Here is a 12,361-nt window from a genome sequence, read left to right on the forward strand (position 1 = left end):
GTACGGTATACAATGCCCTAAAAAGCGCTTTTGTCTTTTTTATCAACCTTTACACCCCTTTGGAACTGTTTCTATACTCTTTAGGGGAAACACCGACATTTTTGCGGAAGCTGAAGCTGAAATAGTTCGCATCTGAGTAGCCAACTTTCTCTGCGATTTCCAGAGCCTTCATGTCCGTTGTGCGCAGCAGCTCCTTGGCCGCTTCCATCCGAATATGATTCAAATAATTAACGAACGTCATCTTTGCCTCTTTTTTGAAAATACTGCTGAAATAGCCCGCACTGATGTGCAGGTGACTGCACACTTTATTGATCGTAATATCGCCTTCGTGATAATGGCTTTTGGTGTAATCCTTGGCCATATCCACCAGATTCTTATACGTATACTGACGGTCCGTGGCGATGTGATTCATCATGCTAATACATAGCTCGACAAGCCAATGCTTGGCCTCTTCAAGCGAAGTAAACTTATTAATCTCCGTAAAAGGAAAAAAGTTCTCGCCGAACACCTCATCGATGTTCAGGTTCGAGTCTTTAGCCGCCTTAAGGATGCAGGTGAGAATTTCTAGCAGGTAAATTTGGTAGTCCTTAACAGAAACACCGGCCTCTACACCATGAAAAAGCTCATCGATCGTCTCCTTAATCTCCGGATTCGTGCCAACCTTAATGCATCGCGTTAACGCGTGCTCCTTCAGATCGTCAAAGCGAATCTTCTCGACATTCCGCTGTTCCACATCATCGATACAAATCACCCGATTGTTGCCGAGAATCAGCCTATAGTCGAGCGCCAGCACCGCATCTTCGTAAGAGTAGCTGGATTTCGCAACATCTTTCATCGTCGAACCAATGCCGACTGTTACAGAGAACTTGAGGTACTTCTCGACGTTCTGGCGCACCTCTTCCAGCACCTTCATCGTTTCCTGAAGAGCAGCTCCCCGATCTCCGGTTTGGCGTATAGCCAATACGACGACTTGATCGTTATGCATGAAAACAAGACCCAACTCGCGCTTTTCGACTATTTCCTCGGAAATATTTAACAGGGCAAAATATTTCAGCGCCTGATCCTCCGAATATTTCAAGGAAATCGACTTCGCCAGCTCGCTCCGGTTCTCCACATCATCTTCATGAATCAACACGCCATCCATACTGACGACCGCCACCACGAAGCTGTTTCCGTCCAGCCTAATGCCATAATTCGCTGCTTTATCAAGCACTTCATCCCGCGGAAGCTTGCGGTTCATCAGCGCCGCCAGGAAGTTCTCCTTCAGCACGGGCATGCTTTTGCGGTAATGCTCCTTCAGCAGCTGCACGTCTTCCCGGTGCGCCACTTCCTCTTGAATCTGAGCTTTCACCTTGAGTAAAGTATTAATCAGCTCTTGCGCCGAAAAAGGCTTGAGCACATATTCATCAATGTGCAGCTTGATGGCCTTCTGAGCGTATTCAAACTCATCATGTCCGGTGAGGATAATGATTTTAATCGTAGGAAAGCGCTCTCGAATCGCTTCGGCAAATTGCAGTCCGTTCATAAACGGCATCTGAATGTCCGTTACCACCACGTCCGGCTGCAGCCGCTCAACCATCTCCAAAGCTTCCCGGCCATTCTCCGCTTTATCTATCACCTCGAAGCCGATAGCTTCCCAGTCTACTTCGCGGACGACGCCTTCCCGCACATCTTCTTCGTCATCCACCAGTATCAGCTTGTACATATATATCCCCCTAAAAGTTTCGTGAGAAAACTTGCATCGTAAGCATTAACTAAGACTTTTCGCGTGAAAACTCACTTCGTAAGCATTCGCGTTTTCACCATCATTGTACTAACTGCCTATCGATTATACAACTAGATACGTTAGTAATTATGGGGGAGTCGGTATTTTTCACAACGAATACTGATTTTCTGTTAAAATTAGGAAAGCACTACTTGCAATGATCACTGATCGAAAGACAGATTCTCACTGCTGAATTCTTACTGTTGCTCAAGTCGCTTGGCACGAGGTTTATTTGTAAAACCATCAAGGAGTGATCAAAAGTTGGATCTCGCACAAATTGAAAAATTAGCCGCACGTATCAAAGAAAATGTAGGGCGCGTCATTGTCGGCAAAGACGAGACTGTCGAGCTCATCCTGATCGCCTTGATCGCCTCCGGCCATATTTTGCTTGAGGATGTGCCGGGAACCGGCAAAACCCAGCTTGCCAAAGCGTTAGCTCGCTCGCTCGACGGCACGATGAAGCGCATCCAGTTTACGCCGGACCTGCTGCCGTCGGATGTAAGCGGAATCAATTACTTCAACCAGAAGCTGGGCGAATTCGAGTTTCGCCCAGGACCTTTATTTGCTCACATCGTGCTTGCCGATGAGATTAACAGGGCGACGCCGCGCACGCAGTCCAGCTTGCTGGAGTGTATGGAAGAGCGGCAAGTGAGTATTGACGGCGAGACGCGCAGCCTCGAGACGCCGTTTCTCGTCATTGCGACGCAAAATCCAGTGGAGAATCAGGGTACGTTCCCGCTGCCGGAAGCGCAGCTCGATCGCTTCCTGATGAAGCTCAGCATGGGCTACCCGTCGGCGGCGGAGCAGCTGCAGATTTTGAAGATCTACCAGCAGCGCGATCCGCTGGATCAGCTGCTGCCGGTTGTGAGCCGTGCCGAGCTGCTAGAAGCTCAGCATCTATACACGCAGGTGCGCGTTAGCGACGACCTGCTGCAGTACATCGTGCAGCTCGCGGAAGCGACGCGCACGCATCCCGACGCCGCGCTCGGCGTGAGCCCGCGCGGCGTTCGCGCCTTGATGAAATCGGCGCAGGTCTACGCGGCGCTGCGCGGCCGCGATTACGTCCTGCCCGATGACATCAAGGGCATGGTCAAGCCCGTATGGGCGCACCGCGTGCTGCTTCGCACGCGCTCGCGCCAGGGGGACCAGCAGGTGCATGCACTGCTGGACCGCATTATAGCTTCAGCTTCCGTTCCGACGGAAGCGAAGCTGGGGTAGCCGATGGGCATAAGCTGGATTCTGCTTATTGCCATCGTTCTGGTTCTTGCCCAGCATCGATTCTACGCCCGCTGGGGTTTAGCGGGGCTGCGGATCGAGCGGACTTTTAACAAAACCCGCTGTCATGCCGGAGAAGAGGTGGTGATGGTCGAAACGATTGCCAATCCTAAGTTGGCTCCGCTCCCTTGGCTGCGACTGGAGTCTACGCTGCATGCAGGACTCCGTTTCTCGAAACAAGCGAATCTTGAGGTTAGCAGCGGGGCTATTTCGCAAAATCACCGAAGCCTGTTCAGCCTTATGCCGTATACGAAAATTGTTAGACGCCACCAGATTCTCTGTGCGAAGCGCGGCTGGTATAAGCTCGAATCCGTTGCCATATCGATTGGCGACATGGTCGGCCTGCAAGCCGGAGGGATGACAAAACGCTTGAATCTGGAGCTGCTTGTCTATCCTCAGTTGGTGCGATGGGAAGACATCCCTCTTCCCTCCAGCCGATGGCAGGGCGATATCGCTGTAAAACGGTGGATACTACAGGATCCGTTTCTTTCATCGGGTGTGCGCGAATATCATTACGGTGATACGATGAGCAGCATTCACTGGAAGGCTACAGCCCGCAGCCAGCGGCTCCAAGTACACAATCGCGATTTCACCGCAGATCCGCGGCTGCTCCTGGTGGTCAATACCCAAATTACCGAGACGATGTGGGATGCGGTGACCGACCCCGAATTAGTCGAGAAAGGTCTCTCCTACGCCGCCACGCTTGCCGATTATGCCGTAAGTCAAGGCATACCGGTCGGATTCGGCTATACCGGCGCCTTGCAAAGCGAACCTGGTATTCCTGTATTTATAACCCCGGAAGGCGGCTTGCCCCATCTTGATGCCATGTTCGAGACAATGGCGAAGCTGACCGTATCCTGCTGCCGAACGTGTCCAGATTTTTTGGATAATTGGATCATTCATGACGGGTCTGCCATGGATATCGTGCTCCTGACCTCCTTCGTTTCTACAAGTATGCAGGAGAGCATCCGAGAGCTTGAAGCCTTGGGGCATACCGTGTTGGTCGTACCACTGCAGCACAGCCTCGTTGATCTCATTGGACAGGAGGCGGATCCTTCCGATGCGGCAATCTAATAAGCAGCGTTTGATACAAAGTTTAGGTATGACAATGCTATGGGGTTCGATCGAGCTAATCCTTTATTTCCCGATTCTCGTATTAATCCAATTGTATGTCGCGGATACTCCGATCTGGATGACTAGCCTTCAACTTTTATTTTGTTATGCAGCAGGCACTATCGGCGGAAGCACACGTTTATTAACCAGGCGTATCTTTGAGCTGCTGTTTGCAGCGGTCGTGAGCTATGGATTGGCTTGTTTGCTGCAGGGCAACGGTTGGCAAAGTGGGGTATTTGCCGTTATCGGCATACTGCCCGCCTTTCGCGGCATCCAATTTACAAAAGCGGAATGGACGGAACTGTTTCCGACTAACGCATTCATCTTCCCCTGCGTGATTTACTTCATCGGCGTCCCCATTATGGGGCGAATAGACCCTTTCCACCCGTGGATCGGCTGGATGAACGGGTTCGGCTTCTGCACTTTGGTTATCATCTTGTTCGCTATCAACCGAACTCAATTGCTGCGTGCAACTCTTGCGAGCACCGAGCAGGCACAAGCCGCACTCTCCGTAACGGTTCGGCGATTTGGACGCATTTGGCTCCTTCTACTCATCGTCATCGTTGCCATCGTCGCTTATTTTCAACAGTTGAAGCAGGGAGCGGCCGCCTTCATTCATGCGTTTTTCGCCTGGATCTTCCGCATGCTGCATACGGATTCACCGCCCGACTTGCCGCCACAGCCGAGTCCTGCGATACAGCAGCCTTTATTTCCGCCGCCTGAGCCCACAGCCGAACCAAGCTGGTTCGACATCTTGCTTCAGCGCATTGAGGTCATCGCCGGATCCGTCATCGGTGTCGTTTTCATCCTTTTGGTCCTATATTTGCTTGCTTCTAAACTGGCTCCCATCATTCTCGCTTTTGTCCGTCGATTACTTCATCGAACGCGTCAAAACAAACGTTCCACGGAGTCCATGGATTTTACGGATGAAAAGGAAAACTTGCTCGAATGGAAAGAAATACCTCGCTTGTGGTGGAACCAACTGACACAGATGTGGTCCAGAGAAAAGGAACGCCAACTGAAATGGGCCCATCTGGAAAACAACCGTCAACGCGTCCGTTTTCTCTATGCCCTCTTGATCGGGCACGCTGCGGGCCATGGCTATGTCCACAACAAGGCGCTGACCCCGAACGAAACAGGGCAACATTTGAAGAATGAGTTCCAACTGTCTGAGCAAGCCGTCCATGCGATCACCGAAGCTTACAATCAAGTGCGTTACGGCGAAATTGAAATCCACGATGACGAGTTGGATCAGGTGCTCCTTGCTGCACAGCCTATCCTGCATAAGAGTCAGAAATAATTTATTATGCAACCGCAGATCCAGGGTTTAGCCCTCATGTGAAAAAGCCCATTCTCTTACAATTGATTGATTTCATGAAAAAATGGAACATATTTTCAAAACGCGGCATATACATAATTGTTTGAATACAATCGACTGAGGTGGTTTGGGATGTTGGCAACAAAAGCCGTGTGCGAAAAAGAAGAAGTTATGAACACATTATGCGAGATGGGCTTGGATCAAATCGCAAGATGGATTAAAGTATTGCCCGAAGACAGGTGGGAAAACATGTTTGTCTCGACATGGCCGACACTTGCAAAAAAATGCGGCGTCCATAAATAGCCGTATCTACATAAAACCGGTAGAGTTCGAACAATCACAACGCTTTGTGCCTAGTTGGCGCAAAGCGTTATTTGTCTTCAACCCGCTAGGGGCATCAACAGATCTTCTCACGCATTTTCGCACAAAACACGATATACTGTAAGTATACATGTTGTCGAATAATGGGAGGATCGTTCATGTTTCAACGCTCGGATCTGCACTTACTGCAAACGAAAATGCACGCTCCCGGTACAAAAGAAAACTTGGTTAACCGAGAGCGTTTAATAAGAATGATGATGGAAGGCATGAAAGGACGATTAACGACAGTTTGCGCGCCGGCCGGATTCGGTAAATCGACGCTGTTGAGCCAGTGGGAACAAGCTGTAGACGCCCCCTGCGCCTGGGTTTCTTTGGATGTTATGGACGATGATCCGATGCGTTTTTGGCGTTATGTTGTCCATGCATTGGCGGCTAAATTTGTCCCGCCGGCAGATACACCGCTTCGAACGCTCGCACAAGCACTTCCAAACTTATCTACGCCGACTTTCCTTGATGCGCTGATCAACGAGCTGTTTGCATATGGTAAACCCATTGCGATCATCCTTGACGATTACCATACCATCACGGATCCGCGCATTCACGATAGCGTCAGCTATCTGATCGAGTACTTGCCTGACTCTGCTCATATACTTATTGCAAGCCGCATGGAACTGCCTTTCTCAACGGCGAAATGGGTCGCTAGAAGCGAACATACGCAACTCGACGCTGTGAAGCTCCAATTCACCCTAACGGAAACGGAAGCCTTCTACCGGGAAGTAGCCAAGCTACCTCTTTCCCCTTCCCATATAGAGAAATTAGTGCAACGGACGGAAGGCTGGGTTACGGCGCTTCAACTGGCCTCCATCTCTTTGCGAACCGAGGCCAACTATGATCAATTTATTGAGGGATTCCAAGGGGACTCTCGCAAAATTGCGGACTACCTTTTGCAGGAAGTCGTCTCTAAGCTCCCTCATGAAATCTATGACTTCGTGCTCACAACGTCCGTTTTGGACCGTATGGATGTCAGCGTCTGCGATGCCGTTACCGGACGCACGGACAGCTTAAAGATGCTGGAAGCTCTCCGGATGCTCAATTTGTTCCACATTCCCCTGGATGAGCAGAATGTATGGTTTCGTTATCATCATGTTTTTTCCCAGTTTTTGCGCAGTCTGTTAAAAAGACAGAATTACCCTTTTTGGTTAGAAGCCCATCGTCGGGCAAGCCTTAGCTTTGCGGCACGAGGGTTTAAGGATGAGGCTATTGATCACGCGATTGCGGCTCAGGACTTTTCATTGATGCAAAGCCTGCTCGAAGAGCATCTGATGGCCGTCCTGCAAAGAGGCGAGTTCTCCACGCTGCTTCGCTGGTTCGAAAGCATGCCAACGACACAAACGACTCACAAGCTGTCACCTGAAATGTCATTAATTTATGCTTTCATTTTGATCGTAACCGGTCAACTGCCTCGCGCAGAAATAGAACTGGAAAGCGTAGAACGCGAATGCGAGTCTGTGGAACAGCCTCAACGTCGTAACGAACTTCAGAGTGGCATACTGTTCGTTCGCTCGAATCTGGTATTCGCCAGCGGAAACTTCGAACAATGGTTCCGGTTTGCAGCCGGCATAGAAATGGCCGATATGATGCCGGAGAACACTTTGTTTTATAACTTTAACTATAACAGTTCCGAACCGCTGGTCCGGCGAACTGCCTTTGGATTGAAAGGCGTGCTGTCCAGCGATACGGAAACAATCGGTAAGCAATTCGCCGCAGTTCTCGAAGCACACGGTTGGCATAACTCTTTGATTAACTTGTATCTGAAGCAGTCTCTTTGCGAGGGTTATTATGAATGGAACCGTTTGGATGAAAGCTACGATTTGCTTCGGGTCATTGAACGTGCGCCGCAGTTTAGGCAAACACCAGGCTTATTTGTGCCTCACCATATTACGGAAGCACGCATTCATCTCGCGAAGGGAGATACAGATTGGGCTCAGCATCTGATTCAAGAAGCCATCGATACGGTTGTGAAGCTTTCGGAATTTCATTGGCTTGAGGCGCTAAGAGCCTTTCAAATTCAGATCTGGCTTTCTGCCGGACAACTGGCGCAAGCAAAGAAAGCTGCCGCATATTTAAAGCTATCCTCAAAAGATAGACCTACATTCAACAAAGAATATGCATATTTGACCTTCGTTAGATTGCTGGGTGCGAGTCGGAAGGAAAGCGAAGCTCTCCGCCTGCTACAGGCGATGAAACCGCAAGCGGCGAGAGAATCTTTGCTTTCGAGCATGGCCGAAATTGCGATACTCCAAGCGCGTATGGAAATGCAGCGCGGACAGCGCAAGGCTGCCCTGCATCATCTGCACGAAGCTCTCCAGATCGGAGAGAGGAACGGATATATCCGCAGCTTTGTGGATGAGGGAGAGGCGATGGCTGAGCTTTTAGAGATGTATGGCAAGCTGAGACATAGCGAGGAACTGAAAGGTGAAACCGTGTCCGAAACTTATGTTCAGACGCTATTAGGATTACTGGCTGGAGCAGGTGTTGTGAGCGACGCTTCCAAGCCTCAGCCTTCAGCTTCATCCGTACTTATCGAGCCTTTGAGCAGAAGCGAAATCAGCGTACTCAATTTAATACGGCAAGGTGCAACGAATCGCGAGATCGCAGATAAGCTATCATTATCCGAAGGAACGGTAAAAGTCTATTTATCCCGGGTCTATGCGAAGCTCGGCGTCTCATCACGCACCCAAGCTTTGATCGCAGCACAAGATCTCGCTATTTTTGGTTAAGAAAACCGACCCTTTTGGCTTGCTCTTCTGCAGATTCGATTGCACATCTTGCAACCATCGGCTACTTTCAAAGAAATGAGAGGGTAACCTTCGGGTCACTCGCTTGATAAAGAACAAGGGTCGCTATTAGCGAACCAGTTTGACGCTAAATTTCGGAGAAATAGCCATTTCGGGGCTCGAAAGAACAAAAGTCCATAAACAGCGAACAATCTTCGCTAATTATGGACTTTTATTCGTTCGAAGCCTGATTGGTGGTCATTTACCCACCAATTGCGTCAAAATGTTCTCTAATTAGCGTCCTTGGTTCTTTCCACGACAGGAAAGGGGGAACTGTAGAATATAGGGCATTACCGACTGTTTAGGCATTTCATTCTTCTCTACTCGAGCGTCTTTATTAACGAATAATAGCATCGGTCATCTATCTGCAGCGAATGCTTTTTGAACGCTTGCGGCTGCACGACTGTACCTGGGTAACTGTCATTCTTCTCTAGCATGATTGACCATAGAATCATTCATTTGGACCAGCGCTCTAATTTGTGTATATTTCTAGTAAAAAGTCCGGTGAGAAAACGTGGGAAGCCGAACTCTACGAGCTTTTGCTTGACTCGTTCTTTCATTTGCTCCGCTGTCAGATCCGGCAGTGTAAACTCACCGTTCTGGTAACAATGACTGCAGTACACCTTGCTTTTGGCTCCGTTCTTCTCCGTACCGCCGCCATTTTCGTCACGCGTAAGCGGCATTCCGCAGCTTTGGCAGTTTTTATAGGCAACTTCCATTCATATTGACCCCTTTCGAACATGCTTATTCTACTTTCATCATACCAACGTCACATGATTATGCAACAAAAAAAACTCCCCAATCAGGGAGTTAAGCCCACTTAGATCGCTTCTTCAGATCCTCTCAGATCAAGCGTTAAGCCAGTGGTCATCTTGGTTTGGATGTACTGAATGAAGGGGACGACAAGCTCGGGATCGAATTGTTTTCCCGCAAAACGTTGTAACTCCTCAATCGCTTCCTCTATTGTCTTCGTAACTTGATAAGGGCGCTCCGTTGTCATGGCATCGAAGGAATCTATGATGCACAACAATCTTGCAAGCTTAGGAATTTCTTCATTCTTCAAACCATACGGGTAACCGGTCCCGTCGTAGCGTTCATGGTGCAATTCAACCAGAGGCACGAGATCCTTGTATTTACCGGTTGCCAAAACGATTTCTTTGCCCCACAGCACGTGCTTCTTGACCATTTCCCATTCGTCCGCCGTAAGTTTCGACTTCTTGTTGAGTACGTCCCTTGGGATCTCCAGCTTCCCAATATCATGAATCAAAGCACCCAGGATCAACAATCGACGATCATCATCACTCAGTTCAAGCACCTCAGCCATATCGACTGCATACGAGTAAACCCGCTTGGAATGCTTAAACGTATAAACGTCCTTGGATAGAAAAATTTTCAACTGCTGCTCCAAATCATGGATTTCCTGCTCGATGCTTTGCGGCAGTTGGCTTTGCTCGCCGTAGATCAGCACCGTATTCTTCCCTTTTTCTTTAGCCATGGATAAGGCTCGGTCAGCCAAATCGACAAGCTGCGATTTATAATAATTATCTCTGCTCACTTCATAAATGCCGGCAGAGAACGAAATACAGCCATGAGGAAATACTTCTACGCCATCGAATGGGGTATCGTTGATTTTCTTTCTAAGTTCATTCAGATAGGCGAACGCCTTTGCCTTCGAATACTCAGGCATAATGATGGCAAACTCTTCCCCGCCATATCGTGCGGCCAGGAGCTGCCTGGATTCACACTCCACCTTGATGAGTTTGCCGAAAAAACTTAAGAGCTTGTCGCCTTGCGGGTGACCGAAAGCGTCATTATATTTTCTAAAATCGTCCAAATCCAGCAGTGCTAACGAGAAAGGACGATCTTGCTCGCGATATTCACGAATAGCTTGCTCTAATTTTTCTTCAAAGTAGCTGTGGCTGAAAAGCCCCGTACGATGATCTTTATTCGCCTTTTCGCTTAATTCATTATACATCAGAAATAAACGTCTAAAAGCATGTGAGAGCAGACTGGCGATTGCCAGGAATAAGAATAATCCGAAATATCGATTATTTGTAACTAACACAACCAAAACTATAGAAAGCAAAAGTGTACTTAAGTAAGCAAAAAGTGCATCTTTAAAAAAGTCCCATATAATATCAAACAGTTTACCTTTATGTAAAAGAAAGAAATAAATGCCGATTAAAACAACATTCGTACAAAAATATGCCATTAATGCAAACAAATAAGCATATAAATGATTGGAATCGAACTGCCCTAGCTCTCCCCCAAAAAAGTAATAGACAAGACTAGCCCCGGAAATCATTAGCGTATAGATGGAGAAATTGACAAGATGTTGCCACCATTTCGTTCTTCGATCGAAAAGCATAACGATCAACTCACTGAGCAGCAGAACGGTTAAAGCAAAGCCCGTACCGAAAACAAATATCGTAGCGAGAAAAACCGAAGAGTCCATCGATTGATAGTTCCCTTCCGGGGGCAATTGAAAAATAAAATAATGAAGGATGAGAACTGCTGCAACCAACGAGTAAATCATGACCCAATCATTTAGTGTAAATGCAGGCAGAGACAATTTAAAGCTCGCTACAAATACGAATGCACCTGTTAAGATTACTAATAGTGCATAGCAGTTACTAGGTTGATATAGACGGGTAATAATTTTTCGTGCGGCCTCCATGAATGCATACGACCTTTCCTCGCTATTAGCTGTGAAAAGAATTTAAGGGAAACAGAAAATTTCCTGTTTCCCTTAATATTAACACAAGTATAGATGGACTTTAACATTTTATCTTATGGCGCACCAATTCTGAACCCGGAAGAAAGAGAGATAATTACAGAAGCAACAATAATCGCGTTAATTATGACACGGCTGTATTTCATTTCTAGTAATTTTTTCATCAAGACCCTCTCCTTTCATAACTATTTTGGTATGTAAGTTTACTTTATTTCTACAAGTGCAGCTTGTACTTTGTGTACGAGCATCACTTTTTGTAGATAAATGAAAATACCGAAATTCATAATGACATCCCCGATGCTGATAGCCTGCCTTCTTGGATAGGGGGATGACAAGGAGATGATGTCTCCGAGAAAAGGAAGACGGGTCGATTCCGTCATGAGGATATGTTTATATACGACAGGATCCTCTTTAAGCATTTTGATATAGATAGGGTCCAGTACGGACGCCGCTTCCTCAGAAACTGGCATTCGACCGCCATTAACCAACATGACGAGCGTATTCAGGGCGACACCGGCGAAGATGAACCAGAAGCCTTTCTCATGACGATTCAGCCAAATCAGATATAGGCCGAGTAAATAGACAACCATAAACAAATATCCGTTATTTTGCGCTAGAAAGTGGCTATGATCTTGTAAATAAATTAAAAGCAATTGAACGATAAACAGGAGTGGAAATATCAATCCGCCTCGAATGCGAACTTCAGACAACGCATGGAGTCCGTTTTTCAAACCGGCACGAATGAAACCGACGATTAAACCTATTAATATCCCATCAAAAACCATCAACTGAACTCCTTTATTGGGTTCTTAATTCTACGAATTTTCTTCCAACATTTGTAATTTACTTTATTAAAATTATAAGACTTCCCCTAGCAGACGTCAACATTTTTCACCTATTTATACCAATATGTTATAGCATCCATCATGTGACGACAGGAAGACTGAAACTTCACAAACTTTAAGCGCTTTCAGGGAGGATTTGTGCTATCTTTTAGC

9 protein-coding genes are annotated in these 12,361 nt (G+C 47.4%); 5 read left to right on the forward strand and 4 right to left on the reverse strand.

Annotated elements, in window-relative coordinates:
- Nucleotides 1-49: 49 nt before the first annotated feature.
- A complete protein-coding gene (locus tag ACFQZT_RS18790; RefSeq protein ID WP_379302381.1) occupies nt 50-1,705 on the reverse strand; it encodes a response regulator in 1,656 nt (551 codons plus the stop codon).
- Nucleotides 1,706-2,026: 321 nt separating this feature from the next.
- Between ACFQZT_RS18790 and ACFQZT_RS18795 the strand changes: the two genes are divergently transcribed.
- The 5 genes from ACFQZT_RS18795 to ACFQZT_RS18815 all read left to right on the forward strand — a co-directional run bounded on the left by ACFQZT_RS18795 (nt 2,027) and on the right by ACFQZT_RS18815 (nt 8,572).
- Nucleotides 2,027-2,983 (forward strand): AAA family ATPase, encoded by a 957-nt coding sequence (locus tag ACFQZT_RS18795; RefSeq protein WP_379302382.1) that lies wholly within the window; start codon nt 2,027-2,029, stop codon nt 2,981-2,983.
- A 3-nt stretch (nt 2,984-2,986) separates the two neighbouring features.
- Nucleotides 2,987-4,114: a DUF58 domain-containing protein gene (locus ACFQZT_RS18800; protein ID WP_379302383.1), complete on the forward strand. Its 1,128-nt coding sequence runs from the start codon at nt 2,987-2,989 to the stop codon at nt 4,112-4,114.
- Nucleotides 4,101-5,453: a DUF4129 domain-containing protein gene (locus tag ACFQZT_RS18805; RefSeq protein WP_379302384.1), complete on the forward strand. Its 1,353-nt coding sequence runs from the start codon at nt 4,101-4,103 to the stop codon at nt 5,451-5,453. Before ACFQZT_RS18800 ends, ACFQZT_RS18805 begins: the two co-directional genes overlap by 14 nt.
- A gap of 150 nt (nt 5,454-5,603) precedes the next feature.
- Nucleotides 5,604-5,774 carry a hypothetical protein gene (locus tag ACFQZT_RS18810; RefSeq protein ID WP_379302385.1) on the forward strand — a complete coding sequence of 57 codons (171 nt, stop codon included), beginning with the start codon at nt 5,604-5,606 and terminating at the stop codon, nt 5,772-5,774.
- A gap of 176 nt (nt 5,775-5,950) precedes the next feature.
- Complete coding sequence (locus ACFQZT_RS18815) at nt 5,951-8,572, forward strand: winged helix-turn-helix domain-containing protein (protein ID WP_379302386.1); 2,622 nt, start codon at nt 5,951-5,953, stop codon at nt 8,570-8,572.
- A gap of 512 nt (nt 8,573-9,084) precedes the next feature.
- Here the strand turns inward: ACFQZT_RS18815 and ACFQZT_RS18820 are convergent.
- The 3 genes from ACFQZT_RS18820 to ACFQZT_RS18830 form a co-directional block, all read right to left on the reverse strand.
- Nucleotides 9,085-9,348: a zinc ribbon domain-containing protein gene (locus ACFQZT_RS18820; RefSeq protein ID WP_379302387.1), complete on the reverse strand. Its 264-nt coding sequence runs from the start codon at nt 9,346-9,348 to the stop codon at nt 9,085-9,087.
- Nucleotides 9,349-9,449: 101 nt separating this feature from the next.
- Nucleotides 9,450-11,306, reverse strand: coding sequence for a bifunctional diguanylate cyclase/phosphohydrolase (locus ACFQZT_RS18825; protein WP_379302388.1), 1,857 nt, complete (start codon nt 11,304-11,306; stop codon nt 9,450-9,452).
- A 260-nt stretch (nt 11,307-11,566) separates the two neighbouring features.
- On the reverse strand, nt 11,567-12,148 hold the full coding sequence (locus tag ACFQZT_RS18830) for a DUF5317 domain-containing protein (protein ID WP_379302389.1): 582 nt from the start codon (nt 12,146-12,148) through the stop codon (nt 11,567-11,569).
- Nucleotides 12,149-12,361: the final 213 nt, after the last annotated feature.

Origin of the sequence: Paenibacillus sp. GCM10027628 (assembly GCF_042676385.1) — a bacterium.
In the GTDB taxonomy this organism is placed as follows: Bacteria; Bacillota; Bacilli; order Paenibacillales; family NBRC-103111; genus Paenibacillus_E.

Excerpts from the sequence above, each read along its gene's own strand:
- ACFQZT_RS18790 (WP_379302381.1), bottom strand. The coding sequence starts at position 1,705 with ATGTACAAGCTGATACTGGTGGATGACGAAGAAGATGTGCGGGAAGGC.
- ACFQZT_RS18800 (WP_379302383.1), top strand. The coding sequence starts at position 2,987 with ATGGGCATAAGCTGGATTCTGCTTATTGCCATCGTTCTGGTTCTTGCC.
- ACFQZT_RS18805 (WP_379302384.1), top strand. The coding sequence starts at position 4,101 with ATGCGGCAATCTAATAAGCAGCGTTTGATACAAAGTTTAGGTATGACA.
- ACFQZT_RS18810 (WP_379302385.1), top strand. The coding sequence starts at position 5,604 with ATGTTGGCAACAAAAGCCGTGTGCGAAAAAGAAGAAGTTATGAACACA.
- ACFQZT_RS18815 (WP_379302386.1), top strand. The coding sequence starts at position 5,951 with ATGTTTCAACGCTCGGATCTGCACTTACTGCAAACGAAAATGCACGCT.
- ACFQZT_RS18820 (WP_379302387.1), bottom strand. The coding sequence starts at position 9,348 with ATGGAAGTTGCCTATAAAAACTGCCAAAGCTGCGGAATGCCGCTTACG.
- ACFQZT_RS18825 (WP_379302388.1), bottom strand. The coding sequence starts at position 11,306 with ATGGAGGCCGCACGAAAAATTATTACCCGTCTATATCAACCTAGTAAC.
- ACFQZT_RS18830 (WP_379302389.1), bottom strand. The coding sequence starts at position 12,148 with ATGGTTTTTGATGGGATATTAATAGGTTTAATCGTCGGTTTCATTCGT.